This window comes from Pseudoalteromonas sp. MM17-2 (genome assembly GCF_022347945.1).
Taxonomy (GTDB): Bacteria; Pseudomonadota; Gammaproteobacteria; order Enterobacterales; family Alteromonadaceae; genus Pseudoalteromonas; species Pseudoalteromonas ruthenica.
Genome location: NZ_JAKRFV010000008.1, coordinates 1 through 25322, shown reverse-complemented (window position 1 = coordinate 25322; position 25322 = coordinate 1). Strand labels below are relative to the sequence as shown.

At 49.3% G+C, this 25322-nt stretch carries 19 protein-coding genes; 7 read left to right on the top strand and 12 right to left on the bottom strand.

Annotated elements, in window-relative coordinates; genetic code table 11:
• Window positions 1–61: 61 nt before the first annotated feature.
• Together dsbC and xerD are read right to left on the bottom strand one after the other, a co-directional pair.
• Complete coding sequence (dsbC, locus tag MHM93_RS08740; protein ID WP_022943331.1) at window positions 62–811, bottom strand: bifunctional protein-disulfide isomerase/oxidoreductase DsbC; 750 nt, start codon at window positions 809–811, stop codon at window positions 62–64.
• An 87-nt stretch (window positions 812–898) separates the two neighbouring features.
• A complete protein-coding gene (xerD, locus tag MHM93_RS08735; protein ID WP_343224164.1) occupies window positions 899–1801 on the bottom strand; it encodes a site-specific tyrosine recombinase XerD in 903 nt (300 codons plus the stop codon).
• A 117-nt stretch (window positions 1802–1918) separates the two neighbouring features.
• Between xerD and fldB the strand changes: the two genes are divergently transcribed.
• The gene (fldB, locus tag MHM93_RS08730) at window positions 1919–2437 is read left to right on the top strand and encodes a flavodoxin FldB (RefSeq protein ID WP_045980667.1); all 519 of its coding nucleotides are present in this window, start codon (window positions 1919–1921) and stop codon (window positions 2435–2437) included.
• Between the two features lie 25 nt (window positions 2438–2462).
• On the opposite strand, the gene MHM93_RS08725 is transcribed toward fldB, so the two are convergent.
• Window positions 2463–3341 (bottom strand): LysR family transcriptional regulator, encoded by an 879-nt coding sequence (locus tag MHM93_RS08725; protein WP_239448714.1) that lies wholly within the window; start codon window positions 3339–3341, stop codon window positions 2463–2465.
• A gap of 164 nt (window positions 3342–3505) precedes the next feature.
• On the opposite strand from MHM93_RS08725, the gene MHM93_RS08720 reads away from it, so the two are divergent.
• Window positions 3506–4177, top strand: a complete 672-nt coding sequence (locus MHM93_RS08720) for a cation transporter (RefSeq protein WP_239448713.1) — start codon at window positions 3506–3508, stop codon at window positions 4175–4177.
• 91 nt (window positions 4178–4268) lie between these two features.
• Here the strand turns inward: MHM93_RS08720 and MHM93_RS08715 are convergent, their stop codons facing one another.
• Together MHM93_RS08715 and MHM93_RS08710 are read right to left on the bottom strand one after the other, a co-directional pair.
• Window positions 4269–6263: an alpha-amylase family protein gene (locus MHM93_RS08715; protein WP_239448712.1), complete on the bottom strand. Its 1995-nt coding sequence runs from the start codon at window positions 6261–6263 to the stop codon at window positions 4269–4271.
• 118 nt (window positions 6264–6381) lie between these two features.
• The gene (locus tag MHM93_RS08710; RefSeq protein WP_138587935.1) at window positions 6382–7077 is read right to left on the bottom strand and encodes a methyltransferase; all 696 of its coding nucleotides are present in this window, start codon (window positions 7075–7077) and stop codon (window positions 6382–6384) included.
• Between the two features lie 68 nt (window positions 7078–7145).
• On the opposite strand from MHM93_RS08710, the gene srmB reads away from it, so the two are divergent.
• Window positions 7146–8381 carry an ATP-dependent RNA helicase SrmB gene (srmB, locus tag MHM93_RS08705; RefSeq protein ID WP_045980670.1) on the top strand — a complete coding sequence of 412 codons (1236 nt, stop codon included), beginning with the start codon at window positions 7146–7148 and terminating at the stop codon, window positions 8379–8381.
• Window positions 8382–8417: 36 nt separating this feature from the next.
• Here the strand turns inward: srmB and MHM93_RS08700 are convergent, their stop codons facing one another.
• A complete protein-coding gene (locus tag MHM93_RS08700) occupies window positions 8418–9887 on the bottom strand; it encodes an alkaline phosphatase D family protein (protein ID WP_239448711.1) in 1470 nt (489 codons plus the stop codon).
• A gap of 105 nt (window positions 9888–9992) precedes the next feature.
• A complete protein-coding gene (locus tag MHM93_RS08695) occupies window positions 9993–12869 on the bottom strand; it encodes a M16 family metallopeptidase (protein WP_239448710.1) in 2877 nt (958 codons plus the stop codon).
• Between the two features lie 260 nt (window positions 12870–13129).
• Between MHM93_RS08695 and MHM93_RS08690 the strand changes: the two genes are divergently transcribed.
• Window positions 13130–14086 carry a hypothetical protein gene (locus MHM93_RS08690; RefSeq protein WP_138549061.1) on the top strand — a complete coding sequence of 319 codons (957 nt, stop codon included), beginning with the start codon at window positions 13130–13132 and terminating at the stop codon, window positions 14084–14086.
• Between the two features lie 102 nt (window positions 14087–14188).
• Here the strand turns inward: MHM93_RS08690 and MHM93_RS08685 are convergent, their stop codons facing one another.
• From MHM93_RS08685 to purL, 4 genes are all read right to left on the bottom strand, one after another.
• Window positions 14189–14509 (bottom strand): YdbL family protein, encoded by a 321-nt coding sequence (locus MHM93_RS08685; RefSeq protein WP_239448709.1) that lies wholly within the window; start codon window positions 14507–14509, stop codon window positions 14189–14191.
• 8 nt (window positions 14510–14517) lie between these two features.
• The gene (locus MHM93_RS08680; protein WP_022944728.1) at window positions 14518–14703 is read right to left on the bottom strand and encodes a YnbE family lipoprotein; all 186 of its coding nucleotides are present in this window, start codon (window positions 14701–14703) and stop codon (window positions 14518–14520) included.
• Between the two features lie 4 nt (window positions 14704–14707).
• A complete protein-coding gene (locus MHM93_RS08675; protein ID WP_239448708.1) occupies window positions 14708–17155 on the bottom strand; it encodes a YdbH domain-containing protein in 2448 nt (815 codons plus the stop codon).
• 137 nt (window positions 17156–17292) lie between these two features.
• Window positions 17293–21177 carry a phosphoribosylformylglycinamidine synthase gene (gene purL, locus MHM93_RS08670; protein WP_239448707.1) on the bottom strand — a complete coding sequence of 1295 codons (3885 nt, stop codon included), beginning with the start codon at window positions 21175–21177 and terminating at the stop codon, window positions 17293–17295.
• Between the two features lie 139 nt (window positions 21178–21316).
• Between purL and mltF the strand changes: the two genes are divergently transcribed.
• Together mltF and MHM93_RS08660 are read left to right on the top strand one after the other, a co-directional pair.
• Window positions 21317–22777: a membrane-bound lytic murein transglycosylase MltF gene (gene mltF, locus MHM93_RS08665; protein WP_022944731.1), complete on the top strand. Its 1461-nt coding sequence runs from the start codon at window positions 21317–21319 to the stop codon at window positions 22775–22777.
• A gap of 65 nt (window positions 22778–22842) precedes the next feature.
• Window positions 22843–23013: a hypothetical protein gene (locus MHM93_RS08660; protein WP_022944732.1), complete on the top strand. Its 171-nt coding sequence runs from the start codon at window positions 22843–22845 to the stop codon at window positions 23011–23013.
• Here the strand turns inward: MHM93_RS08660 and tadA are convergent.
• Window positions 23010–23519 (bottom strand): tRNA adenosine(34) deaminase TadA, encoded by a 510-nt coding sequence (tadA, locus tag MHM93_RS08655; protein ID WP_239448706.1) that lies wholly within the window; start codon window positions 23517–23519, stop codon window positions 23010–23012. The two genes, MHM93_RS08660 and tadA, sit on opposite strands and share 4 nt — an antisense overlap.
• Before the next feature lie 251 nt (window positions 23520–23770).
• Here tadA and MHM93_RS08650 point away from each other — a divergent pair, with 251 nt between their 5' ends.
• Window positions 23771–25075: an inosine/guanosine kinase gene (locus MHM93_RS08650; RefSeq protein ID WP_022944734.1), complete on the top strand. Its 1305-nt coding sequence runs from the start codon at window positions 23771–23773 to the stop codon at window positions 25073–25075.
• Window positions 25076–25322 lie beyond the last annotated feature (247 nt).

The window sequence follows — 25322 nt, the reverse complement described above, 5'->3', positions numbered from 1 at the left end:
GTATGCGCCTGCAAGGCAAACTCCAAAAAAAGGGCCGTCGTTAGATGCGGCCCATTCTACATTAAGATTTGTTATTATTTAACTCATCAATCGCTGAGCTAATTGCAGCCGCAGGCTGATAACCTGGGATCATGCTGCCATCAGATAAAATAATGGCTGGAGTACCGCTGATACCAAAGCTTTGCCCTAATTGGTAGTGCTCTGCCACCGGTGCGTTACAGTTTTCAATTTTTTCTGGTTTTTCACCTGCTTTTGCTTCCGTCAGTGCCTCTTGCTTGTTATCAGCACACCACACATTCATCAGGTCGGTGTACCCAGAGCCACGCAGTCCGCCACGCGGAAATGCCAAATACTGCACGGTAATGCCAGCATCTAGGTAGTCATCCAGCTCACGGTGTAACTTACGGCAGTAGCCACAAGTGATATCGGTAAAGACGGTGATCTTGCCTTTTTCGTTATCTGCTTTATAGGTGATCATTGAGTTCTGGTATTGTGCGACACCTTCAAGGCGCACATGACTCAGTGCACTTTCTGTTAAGTTTTCACGGTTAACAAGGTCAATCATCGTACCTTGCACAAGATAACGGCCGTCAGCACTGGCATAAAACACGCCCTTATCGGTGATCACTTCCTGTAAACCTTGCACCGGACTTGGATGCACTTGCTTTACATTCACCCCAAGCTCTGCCAGCTTGCTTTGGATCACACTCACCTGCTGCTGCATGGTGTCTTGCGGCTCTACACTAACGCCTTGAGCAAACGCTCCGGCACTGGCACCAGCAAACGCCAGCGCAACAACTAATTTTTTCATAATAAAATCTCTAACTGCTTCTTGCACAATAAACTAGACCGCGCTTATACAAATAAATTCCAGCACCTGAGCAATTTAACCTGTTGCCTAGGCACGGGGGTGATGTTCAGCATGGACCGATTTTAACCTTTCATTCGCCACATGAGTATAAATTTGTGTGGTCGACAAGTCACTGTGCCCTAACATCATTTGTACAACCCGTAAGTCAGCTCCATGATTCAACAAATGTGTTGCAAAGGCATGACGTAGGGTATGCGGGGACAAATCTGATTTAATGTTCGCCAACATAGCATAGTGTTTAATGCGATGCCAAAAGGTTTGCCGCGTCATGCCAATGCCCCGCTTAGAGACAAATACAAAGTCAGTAGCGAGCTTAACCAATGATGGGCGCGCGTACTTTAAATAACGCTCTAGCCACAACAGCGCCTCTTCCCCCATAGGCACTAGACGCTCTTTGTTCCCCTTACCCTTTACAAACACCACCGCCTGACGCTGATTAACATGCTCCATGCGTAAGCCTATCAGTTCGCTGACACGCAGGCCTGTAGCATAAAGAAGCTCTAACATTGCGCGGTCTCTAAGGCCCATCGCCTCATCACAATCTGGTGCTGCTAGGAGAGCTTCAACGTCTGTTTCGCTTAGCGTTTTAGGCAATGACTGGCTTGGTTTAGGCCGAGATATGGTTTCCATAGGGGAGCTGGGCAAACGCTTTTCTTGCACCTGATGTTGATAAAAGCGCTTTAGTGCACTGATACTCCGTGCCGTACTACGCGGACTAAGGCCTTTGTCTACACGATAGGCTAAGTAGTGTTCTACGTCGGTGCTATCAATTGCCAGCAGCGCTTGCGGCGCTATAAACTCGCTGAACTTAACAAGATCCGTGCGATAAGCAGACAGCGTATTCTCACTACTCCCCTGCTCCAGATATAACGCATCTAAGAACATTTCTATATGCTCGATATTATCGCTGTGTATTGGTTGCTTGTTCACAAGTAAGGCGCTTAGTGTGTATTTACCTATTTGCCATCATATCATAAAGCACGCCATAGATAGTCGCGAGCCGATACGTTAAACTGCGGCCATTACTCACTCAGTTGTACGGCGATTATGAAGATTGGTTTATTTTATGGCTCGACTACCTGCTACACCGAAATAGCAGCGGAAAAAATCCGCGACATCATTGGTGCTGAGGTGGTGGACTTATACAACATCCAAGATGAGCCTTTGAAAAAAGCTGAAGATTACGAATTTCTAATCTTCGGGATATCAACATGGGACTTTGGTGAAATCCAAGAGGATTGGGAGTCGCACTGGGATGATATCAGTGGCGTCAATTTGAGTGGCAAAGTGATCGCACTTTTCGGAATGGGCGATCAGCAAGGTTATGGCCAGTGGTTCCAAGATGCACTGGGTATGCTCCACGACGAAATTAAGCCACAAGGTGTGCACTTTATTGGCCAATGGCCCAATGGCGATGACTACGAGTTCGAAGCGTCTAAAGCATTAACAGAGGATCAGTCTCACTTTGTTGGCTTAGCGCTCGATGAGGACAGCCAGTACGATAAAAGTGATGAGCGCATTGCTACTTGGATAGAGCAAATCATGAATGAGTACAGCGCGTTATAACCTTATTTGCTTTCTCAACCAGCCGCTAAGATTCACTCAGGTAGGCAGCGATTTGTTGCGCTAGCCACTGGCTTAGCCGACCAAGCTGGCTATAGCGGGTTTGAATCATGCCATAGGCCTGCGATGTCATCGCTTGATCGTACTTCAAAACTTTAACACTGCCGTCGCGTAGATAGGGATTAATTAAAACCGAGGGCACACTGGCAAAGCCGGTGCCATCAAGCACGGCATTGCGCAGATGCTCATAAAAAGGCAACGCGATGTAATTCCCTGAGACTGGCGTCACCGCATGCAGCCCCGTTTCATCAATAGTTGCTAACGCAAATTCGGTATACCTGGATAAGTCGGCTTTAACTACTTGGCTGAGTGTCGTGAGCGGGTGGCCTTTGCTGGCCACGGTCATCATACGAATTTCACCTAGCTTGACTTGATGACTGCTCGTTAGTTGCTGGCTTTGGGGTAACAGACAATAAGCAATATCGACGATCCCTTGTTCCACCATATCGTTGAGTTCCGGCGGCGGCGCCATATACACAGAAACGCTAATACTAGGAAATTGCCTGCTCATTTCATGAATCAGTTGTCGCCAATAAGCCTCTGGGAGAGCATCGTCACGGGCAATGCGCAGCGAGGCTTCAACACCTTGCAAGTGCTGATGACAGCGACCGGTGATGTCGTTGGCAATCATCGCCAAACGTTCACAGTCATTTTTAATCACTTCACCAATATTCGTCAACGAGACTTGATTACCGGTGCGGGTGAGCAGCTCAACGCCAAGTTCATCCTCAAGGGCGGTAAGTGCCGAGCTTAACGTCGTGCGGCTTTTGCCAATTCGTCGCGCCGCCTCTGCAATCGAGCCCGATTCGCTAATCGCGAGAAATATTTCAATTTGACTGACTTTCATACCGTGCCGCAGATATCTTGCTGGTTTTATTTACCATAGCAAGTTTATGCCTTTTCAGCGACGTAAATATCGTCGCTCAGCGGCTTTGGAAGTGACCTCTATGACATTACACTGGCAGCAAGTTGTTAATTGCTATTGAACACATTCCCATTGTGAGGTGGTTTATGATGTCTGCTTTAAATACTCAGAAGCTATTGCTGTTTTCTTGCATAAGCGCGCTTTTACTAGCCTTATTAGGCCTCATTTTGGGTCTATGGTTAGACTCCTTGGTGATTTTATTTGACGGTGCTTACTCCCTTGTCAGTGTGTTATTAACGGCTATCTCACTGCTTACCGCCGCATATCTAAATTCGCCAAGCTCTCGGCGACGTGCCTTACTAAGTCAGCGCTTACCCTCCATTGTTATTGCTTTTAAGGGGTTTGTTATCGCACTGATGTGCAGTGTGTCTTTTATCTCTGCCCTGCTGGCGATGATGGATGGTGGTCGCACTATCAATACTTCGGCCGCACTGCTATTTGGTGTCATCAACCTGCTTGCTTGTATAGGTGCTTACACAGTGATAAAAGCCCAAGCTAGTGCATCTGCTTTGGTAATAGCTGAAACCAAGCAATGGTTTATGGATGCGGTGATCAGCGCTGCGGTTATCGCCGGATTTTTCATCGCAGCCCTGCTCACTTATTTCGATTTAAGTGTGTATGCGGCCTACGCCGACCCCATTATGGTGATTGTTGCCTCCGTCTACTTTATTGTTGTGCCTGTAAAAATGATGCTAGCAGCGCTTAAGCAATTACAAACCTGCCCAGTGCAGCGTAGCTATTGCCGCACGCAAATTTAAGGTGAGGTTAGAGTTCAATACAACAGGAACAAAGCATTACCGCTAACCCAAGTCAGGGTGATTTAGCCGCTCCTGACTTGGGTAATAAAGGCTAAAAACTTTGTATGAGTGCGGTATCGCTATTGAATTCAAAAGTGTTTATTTTGCCACATTGTGCAAAATGATTTGCGCTCGCATAAGGGCTATTCGGCTGATTAATATCTCCCTCCCAGCCTTGGCCATTGCGCACAAAGGCTTTAATTTCAAACCAACCACTTACCGCACGGCTACAATCCATCTCAACATCCAGCATCCAATAATGCGGCCCCCACGTATTAAGGGCTGTCACCCCATAACCATCAACACTCACGGTGCGCTCAGTGCCCCAGTCGCTGGGCCAAAGGTCGGTGGTCCAGTCGGTCGCACTGCCGGGAGCCTCACTACTTTGTCCCGCCTCAGTACCATACCAATCAAGGTAATTATCATTGATTTTCCACGGCGCTGTGGTGGTATTCCGTAGGTTGTTGTGACGAATAGGCATGGCACATTGGTAGTTACTGGTTTGGCAATCGCGCCCTTGTGTGGTGTTGGCATAGTGGTGGTCAATGCCGCCGCGTAGAAATAGATCCTCGCCGCTTGCGGTGGGTGCCTTGATAAAGATCACCGTACGCTGCCAGTCACCGTCATCTATGGCAGGTAATTTGGCTTGATGATGAATAGCCATCGCATCCCAAGGGGCCACATCAAGGTTAATAGTGCCATCGGGTTGTACGGTAATGACCTCAGCGCTACAGCGACTGCCATCTTCACTCAGCGCACCTTTAAGTACATTGCAATAGCGCCCTGGAGCCATGTCGGTGGCGATCGTCGCCTGCAACGCGAACTCTTCTTTGTTAATGGCCACATGCCCGGCATCCGCCCGGCCAAAGGCAATTTGGTTATTGCCATTATCCCACCACTGCGTCACTTGCCAGTGCTCGGTGGTGTTATTGCGAAAATCCACGCCACCGGCGATATAAGACCACCGGTGTTCGCACTGCCAGTTGCTGCCAAAGCATTCTAACTCGCCGTTATTATGCACCGGCACACTGGGCCCACCGGCATCGGTATCGCCGTGATAGTCATAACTCGACATCACCTTAGGGTAACCATAAGGATAGGCAAGCATAAACACGTTCGCTAAATCATATAAACGGCCATCGGAATAGGTGATCACATTACCGCCCCCACCGTGACCACGTTGGTTGTCGTGATTATCGACGAACACCACTGCTGAGGAGCTCGGCATAAACCCCCACCCTTCACCAAAATTGCTCAGCCAGGCGAGTTTGCCATTGCGAAAGGTGTTGCCAAGCTCGGTGCTGTATTTAAATTCGGTGACCAAGCCTGTGGCCAGATATTCCGAAGCGCTGACAGCTTCACCGCCTTGATCAATCACCTCTTGGAATACCACAGGGTTGCCTACCACCTTGCCCATCAAGCTGGCAATATCGTCTGCTGCAACATGTTTCGCGGCATCAAAACGAAACCCTTTCACCCCTAGGCTTTGCAGTGAGTTAATGTAATTGGCTAAGGTGTTTTGCACATACTCGGCATCGGTGTTTAGGTCCGCGAGGCCCACCAATTCACAATGCTGCACCCGCCAACGGTCATTGCCATAATCTTCAGGATTGATAGCGCAGCTAGTATGGAAGTCTTGTGGGCTGTAATCTGGGAAATATTTATCCCCATAGCTGTGCCCTGCCGTGCCAACACCACTGCCCGCCGCCATGTGATTAATCAGGGTATCAACATAGATATCCACGCCGGCCTCGCCACAACGCTGGACCATATCAATGAACTCGCTGCGATTGCCACCGCGACTGGTGAGCTCATAACTGACCGGTTGGTAGCGAGTCCACCATTGGCTGCCTTGGATATGCTCATTAGGCGGTGACACCTGCACAGCAGCGTAGCCTTTGGGGCCTAGGAACTGCTCACATTCTTGAGCAATGTCCGGCCAACTCCACTCAAACAAGTGAACAAAGGTGGTCGGGGCGGCATGACTTGTCGTCGGGATTGCAAGACCTAACGAGAGGCTTGCAGCGAGGAGGGTTTTAGTTGTCATAGTGTGTCTCATTTTCGTTATTAGCCCGCGCTTGATTTACAAAAATTTAACACTAGACTGAGCGCATCACTGTGGCAATTGAATACGTATTCATTACCGAGACAAAGGCGCTGAAAAATCAAAAACGCAGGTAAAAATCCTTGCACAATGCGCGATACTCGGCGCTGTAATCATCGCCTTGATGAATCACCAACTCGCTATAATGGCAATCACTTTGCTGCCAACTCCACTGCATTAAACAGCGCGTTACGGCTTTAGTGGCGGTGGTTTTCACCCGACAACAACGGCGTAAATATCCCCCTTGTTGCAGCACCAATTGGTGCAATTGCTCGGCGCCAGATAGTGGCAGAATCACCGCCAATTCAGTCTGGCTGTGGCTGGCTCGCTGCCACACACCCAGTAGTTCACTAAAAGGTAAACTGTCGGTATGGCGCGCCAACGTGCGTTTGTCGCTTCCGGCTTTAAGGGCATTATCGAAATACGGTGGATTACTGATCACTAAATCAACCGCTTGCTCGGGCGTGAAGGTATTAGCATCACAGCGGCTTATAGCCACCTCAGGCCAAGGGCTCGCAGCAACATTAAGCTGCGCTTGAGTGCAAGCATCCGGTTCAATATCAATGCCGTGCACACACGCATCGGGCGCCCGCTGCTTAGCCATTAACGCCAGTAGCCCTGTGCCCGTGCCCACATCCAATATACGCCGCGCCTGGCTGACATCGGCCCACGCACCGAGCAAGATGCCATCGGTTGAGACCTTCATGGCGACGTTGTCTTGTGCGATGGAGAAGCGTTTAAAGTTAAATCCTGCCACTTTTGCCCTTTGTGTTTGTGTATGTGCCACGTATAATTAACGCAATTGTCCTTCATTTTGACTCCTTTATGCAATTTGCCGATTTTGATCTTGATGCCGCGCTTTTAAAAGCCATTGATGCCATGGGCTTTAGCAAAGCCACCAGCATCCAACAGCTCGCCATCCCAGAGGCCCTTGATGGTCGCGACGTACTTGCGGGTGCACCAACGGGCACAGGGAAAACGGCAGCGTTCTTGATCCCTGCAATTCAATACTTACTCGACCACCCGCGTCGTAACCCAGGTTTCGCTCGCGTGCTGATCATGGCACCAACGCGCGAACTTGCTTACCAAGTCCATGAGCAGTGTGAAAAGCTCGCAGCCCACACGCATCTGAAAATTGGCGTGGTGACCGGCGGCATCAACTACGGCAGTCATAAAGAAATCTTTGAAAAGAACAATGATGTGCTGATTGCCACTCCTGGACGGTTAATGGAGTATTTGGATACCGAAAACTTCCACGCCGAGGATGTGGAAATGTTGATCCTCGATGAAGCCGATCGCATGCTAGATATGGGCTTTCGCAAAGAAATGCTGCGCATCTGTGAGGAAGCCAAAAACCGACGCCAATGTCTGCTATTTTCGGCCACCTTGGAAGGCGAAGCAGTAGAAAAGTTCTCCGAGCGAATCCTTAATGAGCCCGCTAAACTTGAAGCTTCACCCTCGCGTCGCGAGCGCGGCAAGATCTTACAATGGGTTCACTTGGCCGATGATTATGAGCACAAGTTGGCACTACTGACCCATCTATTGAAACAAAGTGATGTGGAAAAGGCCGTGGTGTTTGTGAAAACCCGCGAGCGCCTAGAGAAATTAGTGGGCGAGCTTTATACTAATGATATAAAAACCACATGGCTACGTGGCGAGATGCCACAGGATAAACGCATGGCAGCCATGGCTAGCTTTCACAGTGGTCGCACTAATATTTTGGTGGCCACAGATGTCGCCGCACGCGGCATTGATGTCAGCGATATCAGCCATGTCATCAACTTTGATATGCCACGCACGGCCGATGTATACGTGCACCGCATTGGCCGCACGGCCCGTGCAGGTAAAAAAGGCACCGCTATTTCCTTGGTTGAGGCCCATGATGTGGCCATGGTTGGCAAAATAGAGCGTTATACCGATCAAGTACTGAAACGGCGCAAAATAAAGGGCTTAGAGCCACAACATAAAGAGCCTAAGTTGCCACCGAAAAAGAAAAAAGATCCGGCCAAGATCAAAGCCAAGCGCAAAAAAGCCAAGGCTAAAATCAAAGCCAAAAAGTAGTTAAAAAAGGCCTCCCTAAAGAGGCCTTTTTACTCTCTAGTTAATGGGGTAACTCGGCTTATCTTTGCCTTCAATGAGCCAGTTGACCCATAGTTTGCCGTCATCACCTTGGCACATGGACACAAAATTACGAGCGCGAATGTACTTTGCTGAGCCAAATGGGCGCAGCATGGAAGCCGTAATTTGCTCCCCCTCGTCAATGTATTCCAAATCGTCATTGGTGATCGCGCAAATCCCGAGCCACTGCATAAAGGTCGGCGCCGGGTGCACTATCCCCGAGGACACCACTTGGTGAATTTTCACCGCGCCTTGAGATTGTGGCGCCCTGATCACTCCCAGAGCCCCCACATGCACATCCCCCGAAAGCAACACGGTTTTGCCTTGACGTTGCTTGGCATTATCAATGAGTCGCATAATTAAACGAGCGCGCTCCCCTTCATGCTCTTTTGCTCGCCAATGATCTTTTAAATCATCAGTCAGCTCTTCTTGCCAAGGGGTGGCATCAACCGCACGCTCAGCGAAAGAGAAATCACGATAGACCACAGGCACCGCAGTCATCACCAACAAATCTCCTTGTTGGCATTGGCTATCGAGGTAATCGGTCACATGGGCCCAACAAGTATCCGACATCACTTGGCTCAAACTGCGCTCAGAGCGGTTATCTAGGGCCAAAATATGGTAATCGCGAAACCTCAGCGCAAATGAAAAGTCACAACCTTGTTCACCGGCAAGTAAACCGTGGTTATCGCTGCCGCGTAATTGCAACAAAGTGAACACCTCACGCGCCGCCTCATAGATACACTGATAAACAGGACAGCTCTGCAAATCATCAGGGTAACTCCCCCAGCCATCGAAAATATCGTGATCATCCCACATCATTAACGATGGCACTGAAGCCAGCATCGCCGCCATTGGCGCTTTATTCCAGCGAGCCAAATACAGTTGGCTATAAAATCGCGTCACTTGGTTGCGCATCTCTTTGCTAACTTGGCGCGTTATTTTCTGCTCTTTATCAAGTTCATTCCAACGCTGTAATGTGGGGACTTGAGACCATATGGAGTCAGCGTAAACCTGATCGCCTCCCATTAACAGCAGCGAAAATGGCGCCTGCTGGTGTTGTGCGTGCATTTCACGCCATAAGTAGTAAGGCTTTTCTGTGGCATTCATCATCTTATAATCGGAAAAACCATTACATGAGGCATAGGCTAAACGCGGTTTTTCTCCCTGCTCAGGCACGTAAAATGTCCACAGCTGTTGGCCTTGTTGGTCTGCGGCGTCCTCGCCGTGGATAGTAATGTGGTAATCAAGGTAACCTGGGGTTTCAAGTTCGATACGAGCTTTCCATACCTTCCCCGCACTGAGGGAACCGATTTCAACCGCCTCTAAGTTCTGCCCTTCCACCGCAACATGACATTGCTGCACATTGTTATCGGTCACAAAGACAAAGGTATATAGGGTATCTGATTCAAGGCCAAGAATAGGCCCCAATAATAGCTTGGCTGACATTATCTCCCTCCATGGCATACAAATGAGTTGTCGCTCATAACCATAGCAGAAACACAGCAATAAAAAAGCCGCTCATCAAAAGCGGCTTTTCATGCAGATTAATGCTTATTCAAAGACGGTGTCGACCGCTAACACCTCTATATTCTCAGCGGGAATACGCAAAGGGTAGCGTTGAATTTGCTTGTCTTCGTCAAGCAGCGATTGCGGTTTCTCAGTGTTGTACTGCAGCGGGGATTCCTGCTCCGAGGCCAGTCGTTGCTGCATATCGGCGCCATCTCCAGTAACAAACACATAGTGCATATTGTCGCTTTGTAGATTTTCACTGATCACCCGATTTACATCTTCGACGCTTAAGCTACTGAGCTGCTCACGCACATAGTCGACAAAGTTATCGGTATCGTAAAAGCGACTATCTAGGGCATAGCCTAGCTGTCGGTCTTGGCTGGCTACCAGTTGCGGCACATAGTTACTTAAGAAGTTTCGCGTTGCTGCAAAGTCCGCTTCGCTCATGCCATTAGCAATGAGTTTATCGAGCTCGAATAAAGCGGTGCGAGTCGCAAAGTGAGCATCGTTATTTGAGCGCAGCGGCCTTAACCATACCTGGAAGATTTGCTCAGAACGCCCTAGGTTGGCATCCGGTTTAGTTTGGAACATACCACGAGGGAAGTACTCGATGTAGGCATAGTCGCCATAGTTCATCCCCCGAACCTGACGAATACGCTGGAATAACTGGGCGTTCGAGTTACGGTGCTCACCTAAGTATGAACGCACTAACCATAATGCTGTCCAGTCTTTATGCGATCGCGTGGTATCAATAGGGAAGCCAAACGACACTGCCGTTGATTTTGCCGACTTTTCGACAATAGTCGCGTAACGCCCGTCAAGCACTGGAGCGTCAGGCACGTTAAGGCGGCGTTGTTCACCTTTTGGTAAGCCCTGTAGGTCCGTTAACAGCTGCATTTTCAGCTCTTCTGGCATGGCTCCAGTAATACCCAAGTGCAGTTTACTTTGGGTCAGCTGTTGCTGATAAAAGGCCCGCACATCCGCTAAGGTAATATTCTCCAGATCAGATAAGTCGCCGTAATTATAACTTTCATAGGGGTGGCCTTGATACAGCTTGCTATACAGTACCTCCTTGCCCAGCTCCTCATCATTAGACGCTTTTAAGCCTGATTTAATGCTATCGACAAGCTCCTTTTGCAGCCGCTGGAAATCGTCTTCGCGAAACCCTGGGTTTAGCAATTGCTCGCTCACCAAGGCATACCATTTGTCAGCATTGTCTTTGTGAATACGGCCACGAAACGACATCATTTCCTTATCAATTTGATAGCTGAAGCTCCCTGCCATGGGATATAAAGCCTTTTGAATATCTTTATAGCTTTGTGACGCACTGCCGCCTTTGGCAATCATTGCCGCAGTCAGTGCCGCCAGACCTTTTTTGCCCTCTGGGTCGGCAGCCGCGCCGGTGTAGAATAACCAGTTAACATCCACCAGCGGTGAACTATTCGTGTTATCGAGCACGGTGAAATGGCGCTCGGTGGGCTTATTTTGATGCTCAGCGACTAAAGCATCAAGGCGCACCTCTTTGGCAAAGCCTGCAACCGACTCACTAGCTGACATCGTCACCGTGGTACGATTACTATCGACAAAGTACTTATTCGCCATGGCGCGAATATCTTCGGCACTAATGTTATCGGCAGTGGCATACAAGCTGTTGATCACCTCAGGGTCACGCTCGAAATGCATGTACCGCGCAAGGGTTGAGGCGATGCTTTGTGATGAATCTAAGCTATTAATAAAGCTATACTTTTGGTGCGATTTCAAGGCTTGTAGTCGGCTTTCATCGACCAACTCTGTACGTGCCTTGGCATAAGTGCGGTTGATAGCATCGCGCACGGTGGTGAGGTGCTGCTCATCATCCACCTTCACAAACACATGCATCAAGCCTGGATCTTTGGTTTCCGGGTTGTAGGTGAACATTTGGCTGGCAATTTGCTTATCAACAACCAGCTCTTGATACAAATCTGAGTTCTCAGAAAAGTATAGTTGAGAGAGCAAATCAAGCGCCGCGCGGTCTTTTTTCTGCGGCTGCCACGCTGCACCTTTGTATGACACTAATAACCAGTGTCCGGGTAGCCCTTCGTATTGCTCATGCACATAACGAGGCGCCTGTTGTTGCGGTTCAACAGGAATATCGGCTTGATAATCCCCTTGCTGCCAATTGCCCCAGTGCTTTTTCACCATCGCGATGGTCGCTTGCGGGTCAACATCACCGACAATTACCAAAGAGACATATTCCGGCTTATAAAAGCGCTCGAAAAAGGTTTGCCCATATTCACTTTGGTCCGGCATGGCTTCAATGTCGGCAAAAAAGCCCATGGTGGTGTGTTTATAGGTATGCTTATCAAAGGCCTCATTACGCACCGCCGCGAGTAACTTACGGATAGGACTGGCGTTATTCTTTAAGTATTCGCCTTTGACGGTCAGCGCTTCGGTGCGGAATTGCTCTTCACTGTAACTCAAGTTTTGGAAAATATCCGCTTCAATTTCTAGCACCTTATCGAGGTGCTCTTTGGAGAAGTTAAGGTGATAATTGGTGTAATCATTCGTGGTGTAAGCGCGGTTATCGACCCCGGAGTTTTTCAAGATATCTGCATATACGTGTGCAGGAAATTTCTCAGAGCCTTTGAACATCATGTGTTCAAAGAAGTGGGCAAAGCCGGTTTTTCCTGGTTCCACCTCATTACGTGAGCCTACAGATACCGGGATTTGTAATGACACGACATCGGGGTAGTCTGTTTTCACCACCATGACTCGCAGGCCATTATCAAGCTCTTCAAGTACATAGTCCTGAGAGAACACTGCTTGTGACTGTGGCGCGGCCTCAGCAGCCGCTGGGCTGCTGGTCGTCGTTTGCGTGCTTTGGCAACCGCCAAGAGTGAGCGCGAAGGCGACACCTGTCGCTAATAGAGAAAGTTTCATCTTCAACCTTGATGTTTTGTTGTTTTTTAGCTTCCTCATTATGCAATAAATCACATCGCAAACGCACCTTAGGGGCGTCACTTTGCTGTAAACAAATATGTCAGCCACGACATAATGGGTATAACGGTCAGATCATGCTGAGTAACGGTTTAACTTGAAGCAAATTCACTCGAGTTGAGTAAGTTTCATTATAAAAAGCTGTTTAGACGTCTAAATGGCTGTTATAGTTATTTCATTGTCAATTGCTGGGAATGAGAACCATGGCTTTATCACTGCGAGAAAAAATAGAGGACCCCCGTCAGGGCGTGTATTTAATTGGCACTACGCCACCTAAAGCAGATACTGATGAAGTCGCTATGCGCGCCATTGCCGAAAAGCTGCTTGGCCGTCTACACGAAATTGAATATGACGGTGTGGTGGTTTATGACATTCAGGACGAGAGCAGTCGCATCAGTACGCCGCGCCCCTTCCCATTCAAACACACCATTGACCCACGTGATTATGGCCAGCTATTGCGGCGCCTATCACGCGCCGATGTGATCACCTATAAAAGTGTGGCTCAGCGCAATCAGGATGAATTTAACCAGTGGCTTGATAGCACCGCCAATGACCATGATTTAAATAACTTAGTCTTAGTCGGAAGTCCGTCGTCACAAGGGGATATCAAGCTAAGCTTAAACGATGCCTACAGCCAGATTGCCGCTCATCACCAGGACTTCTTTTTAGGCGGCGTGACCATTGCCGAGCGCCACGCTAATAAGCGTAATGAACATGAGCGCTTGCTGACCAAAACGGCGCAAGGGTGTCAGTTTTTTATCTCCCAGGCGGTTTATGATGCGCAAGCGACTATTGATCTAATCACCAGTTATGCCCGCAGCTGCCGCCAGCAAGGGCTCTCGCCACAGCGTATTATTCTGACCTTCACCCCTTGTGGCGGTGAAAAAACGCTGGATTTTATGCAGTGGTTGGGGATTTCCGTGCCAGAGGCAACTAAGTGGCGCATGCTTGATGCCGAAAACACCTTGAGTGAGTCGGTGCGCATCTGCCGCGAAAACTTAGATTTGATTTTGCGTAGCTGCGCCCATCTGGATGTGCCGCTGGGGTTGAATATCGAGTCACTGACGAACCGTAAACAGGAAATCGATGCATCCATTAACCTGTATCGTTTGCTTAAAGCCACCATGGAGCTGAGCTTGGCAGAACGACAAATCGCCTAGTTTACCTTTGTTTTGCCCGCCCAGTACTATGCCTACTGATAGCGCTGGGCATTTTGAGCGGCAAAAAGTGCAGCGCCATACTGCACTGTGCTCACCCTAGTGTTACTTTTTACGCCACTGGCCGTCGACTTTAACCATATGCCCTACGGTCGTTTTTTCGATAGCTTTGGCGCCTGCTAACGCCTCCACTTGGCTCAAACTGATACCATTTTTCTTCGCCAATGATAAATACTTGGCTTTACGCTTAGCGTTAATTTCAGCAATTAGCTTTTGCGCCTCACTGTTATTTTGTACTAAGGCTAAATAGCCGTTGCTGGTTTCGCCGACGATACCTTGCGCCTTAGCTTGGTCTAAAGTTAGCGCCCAGGCACTGAAGGCCAACATGGCGGCACTGACTAACATACTCCATTTAACTAGTTTCATAACCCCTCCTAGAAAAGCTCGCTGTCATCGCTGAATAATTCGTCGAGTTCTTTATCCACTTTGACGCGGATCTCATGATCGACTTTGACATTTAGGTTGATGGTGATTGGCTCTTTACTCTCTACCTCAACCTTATGGGTGCATCCCATTAAAGTTAACATAGCGACAACCGCCACCAGCGATAGTTTGCTCATTCGCTTACTCCTTCGCTTGATACTCTTGCTCCACTTTCTTAGTGATTTCATCACTTAAGCGCAGCGCCTTAAATAGGGTATAGATATTTTCTTGATGATTATAGTTAAAATTTACAGCTTGCTGGTGCTCGGGGTTTTCCCCTTTTAATTGCATCGCCATGGTTAACCAACCATCGGTATTTAAATCAACATCGGCGTTGATGCTGTTAATATCTAAGTTTTCCAACATGCCCAACATCGGCCCAAGCTCTGCCTGCTGCGCTTTCACCGCATCGAAGGCGGCGTTATCTTTAATCGTCAATTTACCCGGAGCTTGCGAATAAATACGGCCATTTTCGACACTGACTCCCTGCTCCTCTAACCGTATTGGTAGTGTTGCTGCCAATACCCCGGTGACCTCAATGCCCTGCTGGGGCTCTAGCGCCAATAGGCTTTGGGCATTAATCTGTGCTATCTCAACTAGGGTGGGAGCACGGCGCTTCGTTAACCCCGTCACATATAGTTTATCCAGTGACAGAGTGCCGCCTAACACCCCGGCCTGCACCTCTTTGAGGTAGGCATCTTGGTCATAACCCCAGAGCCCTTGCACCTGTGACAACACCGGTCCAGCGCGTAGTTGGGAAATAGTAAAGCTAGTATCATCGAGCTGAAGTTGCCCTGAATTCCACTGTCCTTGCGCCGATGTATTGATATTTTCGGCTAAGTAACTCTGATAAAGCACGCTGGCGCTGTCCACATCTAGCTGCCATTGCATACGCTGAAGGCGGGCATCACCGTGCAGTTGAGCGCTGAGTGTGCCAGCGGTCAGTGACAACTCGGGGGCCAATTGACTGGCAATGGCTTGCAATGAAGGTAAAGGCGTCGGCGGCAATACCACGGTGATAGGAAAAGCCGTTTCTTGCCAACTGTGCTTAACCAAAGCTTGCGCCTGCTGCCATGAGATAAGGTGCTCACCATCAATGCTGCGGGCAATATCAACTCGACTATCAACGCTGAGCTCACTTAACCTCAGCTGCGCAGAGTTTAATTGTCCAATGCTGCTTTGCACCTCAACCTGCGCGCTGCGCCGCCCAGCCCCCAAGTCTGCCTGTACCTGATAATTTTGCTCGACATCAAGCAGTTTAATATCAGCATTCGCCGCAACAGCAGCAAAGGTATCAAGGCGCGCTGAAATCGAGTTATCTGCGCTGATAGTGGCATCAACAGTAACCGCTACCTGCTGTCCAGAATAAGGCGCCATTGTTAACTGTGCGATTTTCAGTTGCCCATGCAGCGCAGTAGCCCCAGCAAAGTTATGGTCGAACTCGCCAGTGGCGCTTACGGGGGCAACATGCACATTCTCACCCACCGGCGCGGCTACTTGACCTTTAAAGGCACCGCTAATGCGCTGCTCAGTTGCCTGTCCCGAAACACTAAGCCGCCCTAACGACTGGGTTTCTAGCTGTAAAGCGTAATCGGCAGCCACCTGTGCTGTGCGCCAATTGGCACGCGGCGCCTCTAAGCGAACACCCACTTTATTCTGTTCGCTGTTATGCGTAAGCAGCACTTGCGTTAGCTGCACCTCACTTTCATCTATACTCACCCTTGGCTCGGCCAAGGTTAGCTGCCATGACCCCTTGAGCAGCTCTGGGAAATAGGGTTTTAGGCTGGCTTGATAGTCACATTGAGCCTGCGCTCGCAAGTGCGTTGTCAGTGCACTGGTGTCTAAGCTAAAGCGACGCATATTCTTGGAGCGCACCTCGATGCGGCCCTGGCTACTCACCTGCACCGGGCAAGGCGTATGTTGCCAAGTAGCTTGGCTGGCAATAGTGATCTGGTTATCAATTCGGTTTCCGTAATAGCGCCCTTGTACTTGTAGCTCCGGCAATGCCCACTGAGAGATATTAAAGCGCATGAGTGATGGCTCGGCCACAGCCATAAGCTGGGCTCTTAAGGCTTGATTGGCATGCAGTTCATAGTCGATATGCTGCGAGGTTATGGCGATATCACCGGCTATATCACCATTTAACACCCACTGATTGAGTTGCGTCTCACTAACCGTCATACGCACAGGCGCAGCGGCATAAGGCGTGTACACGAAAAAGGATTCAACAGTTACCAACGGACGACTGTCTGTCAGCGGCAAATTAAGCGCCTGAGGTTTACCAGTATCACTGGATGATTGAGTTTGTTGCTTAGTCAGAGTTAAAGCTGCTTTTTCAATATCGATGTGCTGCGGTGTGATTCGCGCCTGCTCAATAACAAGCCGATGCTGGCGATAACCTACACATAACTTATTGACTGTGATTGTGGTCAGCTCACTCCCCCATTGCCAATCAGCACAGGTTAACTCTGCTTTATCGGCATCAAGGTAATGTTTCGCTACCATAAAGGTGAGCTCAATGCGAAATAGGTAGGTGGTAGCTAGAGTGAGCCCTATCACTGCTAATCCAATCAACAGCTTGCGCAGCATAGTTTTCCTTAAAGCGGCAAATGGTAGGTGATTATTTTAAAAGTTTCTCATGAAGCGCAGCTGATTGGAACACATCAATAAGAGCAACAAAAAAGGCTGCCAAGGCAGCCTTTTTAGATTAAATAAGCACTAGATAGTTAGCCAATGTGCTTGCGCGCGTTCCGGAACATACGCATCCATGGGCTGTCTTCTTGCCACTCATCTGGGTGCCATGAGTTCGCTACCGCGCGGAACACCCGCTCTGGGTGTGGCATCATCACGGTGGCACGACCATCTGTAGAGGTCATACCCGAGATTGCCTCTGGTGAACCATTGGGGTTCGCCGGATATTGCATGGTTGGGTTACCGTAGTTATCTACGTATTTCACCGCCACAGTACCCGAGTTCACTGCTGTTTGAATAGCCGCCTCATTTGCAAATTCGGCACGGCCTTCACCGTGTGACACCGCAATTGGCATACGTGAACCCGCCATACCGCTGAAGAACACCGATGGGCTGTCTTGTACTTCGACCAAGGTTGCACGCGCTTCAAAACGCTCGCTTTGGTTGGTCACGAAACGTGGCCAATGCTCCGTGCCTGGGATCAGCTCGCGCAATGTTGATAGCATCTGACAGCCATTACACACACCCAAGCTGAAGGTATCTTGACGCTCGAAGAAGCCTTGGAACTGCTCGCGTGCCATGTCATTAAATAGAATGGACTTCGCCCAGCCTTCACCGGCCCCGAGTACGTCACCATATGAGAAGCCACCGCACGCCACAAGGCCTTTGAATTGCTCTAGCGTTAAGCGCCCCTCTAGAATGTCACTCATGTGTACGTCAACAGCGGCAAAGCCTGCACGGTTAAATGCCGCCGCCATCTCAACGTGTGAGTTAACGCCTTGCTCACGCAAGATAGCCATTTGTGGCTTAGCGCCAGTGGCAATGTAAGGCGCGGCGACATCTTCGTTAATGTCGAAGCTCAGCTTCACGTTAAGACCTGGGTCATTGGCATCAGCTTTAGCATCATGCTCTTGGCGAGCACAGGCAGGGTTATCACGCAGAGACTGCATTTGATAAGTGGTTTCCGCCCACGCTAAACGCAGCTCGGTACGGCTATTATCCACTAGTGCATGACCACCACGGTTAATAATCAGCTGATCGGCATCATTCAACGTACCAATTTCATGGCTTAGCGCAGCAAGACCGTTCTCGGCAAGAATGGCCTTTACCGCGTCTAGGTCATCATTGCGAACCTGAATAACGGCACCCAACTCTTCGTTGAATAGAACCTCTAAATCAGACCCCGCTAACGCGTCTAGCTCTAGCGTAACGCCAGTGTGACCCGCGAAGGCCATCTCCGCAGCAGTTACGAATAAGCCACCGTCAGAGCGGTCATGGTAAGCCAGTAGTTTTTCTTCGCTTACCAGCGCTTGCATCGCCTCGAAGAAGCCTTTTAATAGTTCAGGGCTATCAACATCTGGGGTTTTGTCACCCAGTTGCTTGTAAACCTGCGCCAAGCTTGATGCCCCCATGCGGTTTTGACCAGCACCCAAGTCGATAAGCAATAGCGTTGAATCGCCCTTATCGGTGCGCAGCTGTGGCGTGACCGTTTTACGAATGTCTTCAACACGACCAAACGCAGTGATTACCAAAGACAGCGGCGCAGTCACGGCTTTATCTTCACCATTATCTTGCCATGTGGTCTTCATCGACATTGAGTCTTTGCCTACCGGGATGGTTAAACCCAAGGCTGGACACAGCTCTTCACCCACGGCCTTAACCGCTTCATATAAACCGGCGTCTTCACCGGGGTGCCCGGCTGCCGCCATCCAGTTTGCTGATAGCTTAATGTTATTCAATGAGCCAATATCAGCACAGGCAATATTGGTCAGAGACTCGGCGACCGCTAAACGCGCTGAAGCACCATAATTAAGCAGCGCCGCAGGTGTGCGTTCACCCATAGACATGGCCTCACCATGATAGGTGTCGTACGCAGCAGCTGTCACGGCACAGTTGGCCACCGGCACCTGCCAAGGGCCAACCATTTGGTCACGGGCAACCAAACCGGTTACCGAGCGGTCGCCAATGGTGATTAAGAAGGTTTTTTCAGCAACCGCTGGCAAGCGCAGTAGTCGTTGCACCGCGTCTTGTACGGTAATAGCGTTGGTATTAAGCGCTTCACCTTGAGCCTGCTTGGTGCTGACATCACGGTGCATTTTTGGCGCTTTACCTAATAACACATCAAGCGGCAGATCCACTGGGTTATTGTTGAAGTGCGAGTCAGAAACCCGTAAGTGACGTTCTTCGGTCGCAGTACCGATGACTGCGTACTCGGCGCGCTCACGTTGACATATTTGCTCAAAGCGAGCGAAGTTTGCTTCTGCTACCGCCAGCACGTAACGCTCTTGTGATTCATTACACCAAATCTCATGCGGCGCCATACCGGGCTCATCGTTTGGCACGTTACGCAATTCAAAGTCGCCCCCTCGGCCGCCATCATCCACTAATTCAGGGAAGGCATTTGACAAGCCACCGGCGCCCACATCGTGGATAAAAGCAATCGGGTTGTCATCGCCTAGCTGCCAGCATTTATCGATGACTTCTTGACAGCGGCGTTCCATTTCTGGGTTTTCACGTTGTACCGAAGCAAAGTCGAGGTCTTCATTGGACTGTCCTGACGCCATAGACGAAGCCGCTCCGCCTCCCAAGCCAATATTCATTGCCGGGCCGCCCAACACAATAAGCTTCGCGCCTACCGGGATCTCGCCTTTTTGTACATGATCAGTACGAATGTTACCTAAACCACCGGCAATCATAATAGGCTTGTGATAACCGCGCACTTCCTCGCCATTGTGGCTATTAACTCGCTCTTCATAGGTACGGAAGTAACCCAGTAGGTTTGGACGACCAAACTCATTGTTAAACGCGGCGCCGCCTAGCGGGCCATCAATCATGATATCCAGCGCTTCAACAATGCGCCCTGGTTTACCGTATTCGCTCTCCCATGGTTGTTCAAAACCTGGAATGCGTAGGTTAGATACGCTAAAGCCTACCAAACCAGCTTTTGGCTTAGAGCCTCGGCCTGTAGCACCTTCATCACGGATTTCACCGCCCGAGCCCGTTGATGCCCCGGAGAATGGCGAAATCGCGGTTGGGTGGTTGTGGGTTTCAACCTTCATCAAAATTTCGATGTTTTCTTGGTGATAAGTGTATTCACCACTGAAATCTGGGAAGAAACGACCGGCCACTGAGCCTTTCATCACCGCTGCATTGTCTTTGTATGCAGATAATACGTTGACGCTATTTTGCTCGTAGGTGTTTTTGATCATTTTGAACAGCGACTTGGGCTGCTCTGTGCCGTCAATGGTCCAATCAGCATTAAAGATTTTGTGACGGCAATGCTCTGAGTTCGCCTGCGCGAACATAAACAATTCAATGTCGTTCGGGTTACGGCCGAGTTTCTGGAAGTTCTCTACCAGATAATCAATCTCGTCGTCTGCAAGGGCAAAGCCTTGTTCAACATTCGCTTTAGCTAGCGCCTCACGGCCTCCGCCAAGGATGTCCACCGATGACATGGCTCGCGGCTCATCGGTACGAAACAGTTTCGCGGCATCATCCATATCGCGGTGCGTTGCTTCGGTCATGCGGTCGTGGAGCAAGGCGGCCACATCGTTAAGCTGGCAAACATTCAAATCACCTTCAACATAATAGGCGATGCCGCGCTCGATACGATGTACCTGAGTTAATCCACAATTGTGAGCAATGTCGGTTGCCTTAGACGCCCATGGCGAAATTGTGCCTGGACGCGGGGTAACTAAAATAAGTGTCCCTTGGGGCTCATGTTCAGGAATATGCGGTCCATAAGTAAGCAGCTTTTCCAGCTTGCTGTGCTCGTCAGAATTCAGTGCTGCTGTGACATCAGCAAAGTGCATAAATTCGGCGTAGACGTTAGTTACAGGAAGGTTGGCTTGCTTACATTGAGTAAGCACTTTTTGAACACGAAAATCGGAAAGTGCTGGCGCACCACGCAGGATTAACATAGGTAATATCATCCGGGGTTAAGGATTGAACGACAGTTGCCGCGCATTATACTTAATTTAGTTAAAAATGCGAGTTAAAGGGCCGCTGGCAAGGACGATTGTCCGCTATTGCAGGGAATCCTTATAAGCCTCACTTTCTATGGCTAAAGTAGAGGTGACGCCAAGCCTTGGTTTTGTTATAAGTGGTGGTATCGGGGTAAAGGGGCAAGCCGTGAGATTCGTTTGGTTAATTGTGAGTATCTGGGTACTCGTAGGCTGCAGTGAGCCGCAAAAACCTAGCCAATTAGAGCGTATTCATCAAAGCAACACGTTGCGCGTGGGCACCCTGGCCGGTGCCAGCAATTATTACCAAGCCCCTCAAGGGGAGCAAGGGTTTGAATACGAACTTGCCCAAGACTTTGCTAACTACCTAGGCGTAGAGCTGGATATCGTGCCGTTCTTTAGCCTTAACGATATGTTTCAGCGCCTTGATAATGGCTCATTGGACCTGGTCGCATCGGGCATTGGCTACACTCCAAGCCGTGCCGAGCTGTACCGCTTTGGCCCCAGTTACCGCACAATTAGTCAAAAGCTGGTTTACAAACAAGGTCGAGTACGGCCGCGCGACTTTGATGACTTAGAGGGCAACTTAACGGTACTGGCCCGCAGCAGCCACTCGCAAACTCTACATCGGTATAAAAAACAGTACCCTCAACTGAGTTGGAATGAAACCGATGAAATGGATGAAGCAGAGTTACTGCAAGCCATTATCGACGGCGATATCGACTACACCATTGCCGACTCCCACGCCTTGGCATTGTTTCGCCGTTACCACCCGAATCTGAGCATCGGCTTTTCCGTGACCCGTAATGACCCAATTGGCTGGGTACTGCGCCAAGATAACGACGACTCACTCTATGCCTTGGTAGTGGAATTTTTCGGTGAAGCGAAAGCGAACAAGCGCCTTTATGCCTTAGAAGAGAAGTACTTTGGCCACGTACGCCAGTTTAACTATGTTAACACCTTGGCATTTATTGAAGCCGTTGCCGATACCTTACCGACTTATATGCCTTGGTTTAAGCAGTATGCACAAGAGTTAGACTGGCGCTTGCTGGCTGCTCTTAGTTATCAAGAGTCAATGTGGGATCCCTTGGCAAAATCACCCACTGGGGTACGCGGTATTATGATGCTGACTTTACCAACGGCAAAACAGGTGGGCGTTACCAGTCGCCTCAAACCAGAGCAGAATATTCGCGGCGGTGCCGAGTACTTGCGTTATCTTATTGAACGCATACCTGATCGTATTGCCCAACCTGACCGTACTTGGTTTGCCTTAGCGTCATATAATGTCGGCTGGGGCCATGTAAATGATGCGCGGATCCTAACCGAACGTGCCGGTGACGATAAAGACAAGTGGGCCGATGTGAAAAAATACCTACCGCTGTTGATCAAGAAACGCTATTATCGTACAACTAAATACGGTTATGCGCGCGGAGACGTAGCGGTAACTTACGTAGACAATATTCGGCGCTACTACGACACCCTAGTATGGTTAGATGAAAACGATGCTTTGGTGGCCAACAACGCTAGCGCCAAGGAAGAATCGGCCGGAACGCCATAAAACTGTCATTTAATCGTGTTTTCATTGGCAGCTCTCCCCTCTCACACTTTCAAGGAGAATACACTATGCTAAAACGCCGTAGAACGCATCGCTTTAAGCGAAATGTACTATTTTCATCGACTAATCGTCGTCGAGTAACACGCAAAAATACCCACAATAAGATTTTGTGGCGTCGCCGCTTGTTTGCCATGCAACAAATGGAAGAACTAGAAAAGCAACGCTTGGCGGAGGCCTAACCCCCTTCCTCCTGGCGTTGCTGACGCGCCTTTTTTCTTTCCTTATGCTCTTGCCGACGTCGCTTAAAAAACGCAGATAACTTAGTTGCACACTGCTGCTCAAGCACCCCTTTGGTGACTTCAACTTGATGATTAAGCCGAGGCTCCTGCACTAGGTTCATAATAGACCCCGCAGAACCCGTTTTTAAATCATTGGCACCAAAGACTAGCCGCGCAATGCGACTATGAACGAGTAAACCAGCACACATTGAGCATGGCTCCAGTGTAACGTATAAAGTGCAGTCAATAAGCCGATAGTTATTAAGGGCCACTCCAGCCGCACGCACCGCCATCATTTCAGCATGAGCCGACGGATCGTTAAGGGTGATAGATTGATTCCAGCCCTCGGCGATAAGCTCACCATCTTTGACTAGTACAGCACCGACTGGGATCTCACCGAGTTGCTCGGCCTTATCGGCACAGGCTAAGGCTTTCGCCATCCAGTATTCGTCATTTAGCTCGATCATAGGGTATCTTTTAACTACTTAGGAACAGCAATTATACCAAGCAATATCGGCAAGTGCGCGGCGAATCCTCTCGCTAACGTCAGCAAATTCCCGACTATGCTTTACACTCAATATAGGGAGTTTCTGAGTCTTATAAGAGCGCATTCTCACTATTTGCCGGATTTTATGGCTCACACCATAGCCTGCACACCCAAAATTAAGCTATAATTCGCCGCTTTTTTTGTTCTATGGACACCGAAAACGGGTAAGTCATGAAGTTTCCTGGTCGCCGAAGACATAAACATTATTTCCCGGTGGAAGATAAAGATCCACTTACTAATCAAATCAACCCCGAATCGCGGTTGAAGCGCAGCTACATTGTAGGCATAGATCAGATCGTGGTGGATATTGAAGCCAAGGTCGATCAGGCATTCTTAGATGAATTCGGGCTGCAGCGTGGCATGTCACAGGTTATTGACAGTGACGTTACCAATGCCCTCTATGACCGGCTCAAGCTCAACGACATGGTTGATTATGAGTTTGCTGGCGGCACCGTAGGCAATACCATGCACAACTACTCAGTGCTGGCTGATGATCGTTCGGTGCTACTTGGCGTAATGAGCGAAAATATCAAAATTGGTAGTTATGCTTATCGCTTTTTATGTAACACCTCAAGCCGTGTAGACCTTAATTATCTGCAACCTGTAGATGGCCCCATAGGCCGTTGCTTTACGCTGATTGATGAAAGTGGCGAACGTACCTTCGCCATCAGCGCAGGGTTAATGAATCACTTACGCCCTGAGTCCATAGATAAGAACCTGATCCAAGAATCATCTGCTTTGGTGATCAGTGCCTACCTTATGCGCACGCAAGGCAACGAAACAATGACCGAAGCCACTATGCAAGCGGTAAAGTACGCAAACGAAGCCGGAGTACCTGTGGTGCTGACGCTCGGCACCAAGTTTCTTATTGAGCAAGACCCTACATGGTGGGCCAACTTCGTAAATGATCATGTTGATATTCTTGCTATGAACGAAGAAGAAGGCCTAGCGATTACCGGTTTTGAAGATCCACTATTAGCGGCAGACAAAGCCCTAGAATGGGTCGACTTTGTGATTTGTACCGCCGGTGAAAAAGGTATGTTTATGGCCGGCTATGTCGACGATCAGCATAAACGCGCCACTGAGTACCCACTCCTTCCGGGTGCCATCGCTGACTTTAACCGTTATGAGTTTTCACGTGCCATGCGTAAGCAAGATTGCCAACAGCCTGTGCGTGCTTATAGCCATACCGCCCCATTTATGGGTGGGCCAGATAGCATTAAGAACACCAATGGCGCCGGTGATTGCGCGCTAGCTGCTGTACTGCATGATATTAGCGCTAATGAGTACCACAAGTTAAATGTGCCAAACTCAGCCAAGCATGGTCAGCAAGCGATCACTTACTCTTCTTTAGCTCAGATCAGTAAGTATGCGAACCGTGCAAGTTATGAAGTGCTAGTGCAACATTCACCGCGTTTAACCCGGGGTCTACCGGAGCGCGAGGATTGCCTAGAGCAAGCCTATTGGGAACAGTAATCCTCCTATCTTTTTAACCAAGAAAGCCGCTTTTTAGCGGTTTTTTTATGCCCATAAATCGATGTCTATACATTGTATGGTCAGACTCTAGATTTGTAGGCCAGGGTTCTACCCTGACAAAGGTGCTGTGTTGTAGGTCAGGGTTTACCCTGACTAGATGATGCACCTTGCCTACGGGTGTGGGGTTCTTCTGTTGTTTGGTTCTGTTGTGGGTCAGGGTTCTACCCTGACTAGGATGATGCAAGGC

What these genes read in the sequence shown, in the direction of transcription:
- dsbC (WP_022943331.1), bottom strand. Translation starts at nt 811, where the DNA reads ATGAAAAAATTAGTTGTTGCGCTGGCGTTTGCTGGTGCCAGTGCCGGA.
- fldB (WP_045980667.1), top strand. Translation starts at nt 1,919, where the DNA reads ATGAAGATTGGTTTATTTTATGGCTCGACTACCTGCTACACCGAAATA.
- MHM93_RS08725 (WP_239448714.1), bottom strand. Translation starts at nt 3,341, where the DNA reads ATGAAAGTCAGTCAAATTGAAATATTTCTCGCGATTAGCGAATCGGGC.
- MHM93_RS08720 (WP_239448713.1), top strand. Translation starts at nt 3,506, where the DNA reads ATGATGTCTGCTTTAAATACTCAGAAGCTATTGCTGTTTTCTTGCATA.
- MHM93_RS08715 (WP_239448712.1), bottom strand. Translation starts at nt 6,263, where the DNA reads ATGACAACTAAAACCCTCCTCGCTGCAAGCCTCTCGTTAGGTCTTGCA.
- srmB (WP_045980670.1), top strand. Translation starts at nt 7,146, where the DNA reads ATGCAATTTGCCGATTTTGATCTTGATGCCGCGCTTTTAAAAGCCATT.
- MHM93_RS08700 (WP_239448711.1), bottom strand. Translation starts at nt 9,887, where the DNA reads ATGTCAGCCAAGCTATTATTGGGGCCTATTCTTGGCCTTGAATCAGAT.
- MHM93_RS08695 (WP_239448710.1), bottom strand. Translation starts at nt 12,869, where the DNA reads ATGAAACTTTCTCTATTAGCGACAGGTGTCGCCTTCGCGCTCACTCTT.
- MHM93_RS08690 (WP_138549061.1), top strand. Translation starts at nt 13,130, where the DNA reads ATGGCTTTATCACTGCGAGAAAAAATAGAGGACCCCCGTCAGGGCGTG.
- MHM93_RS08685 (WP_239448709.1), bottom strand. Translation starts at nt 14,509, where the DNA reads ATGAAACTAGTTAAATGGAGTATGTTAGTCAGTGCCGCCATGTTGGCC.
- MHM93_RS08680 (WP_022944728.1), bottom strand. Translation starts at nt 14,703, where the DNA reads ATGAGCAAACTATCGCTGGTGGCGGTTGTCGCTATGTTAACTTTAATG.
- MHM93_RS08675 (WP_239448708.1), bottom strand. Translation starts at nt 17,155, where the DNA reads ATGCTGCGCAAGCTGTTGATTGGATTAGCAGTGATAGGGCTCACTCTA.
- purL (WP_239448707.1), bottom strand. Translation starts at nt 21,177, where the DNA reads ATGTTAATCCTGCGTGGTGCGCCAGCACTTTCCGATTTTCGTGTTCAA.
- mltF (WP_022944731.1), top strand. Translation starts at nt 21,317, where the DNA reads ATGGCTAAAGTAGAGGTGACGCCAAGCCTTGGTTTTGTTATAAGTGGT.
- MHM93_RS08660 (WP_022944732.1), top strand. Translation starts at nt 22,843, where the DNA reads ATGCTAAAACGCCGTAGAACGCATCGCTTTAAGCGAAATGTACTATTT.
- tadA (WP_239448706.1), bottom strand. Translation starts at nt 23,519, where the DNA reads ATGATCGAGCTAAATGACGAATACTGGATGGCGAAAGCCTTAGCCTGT.
- MHM93_RS08650 (WP_022944734.1), top strand. Translation starts at nt 23,771, where the DNA reads ATGAAGTTTCCTGGTCGCCGAAGACATAAACATTATTTCCCGGTGGAA.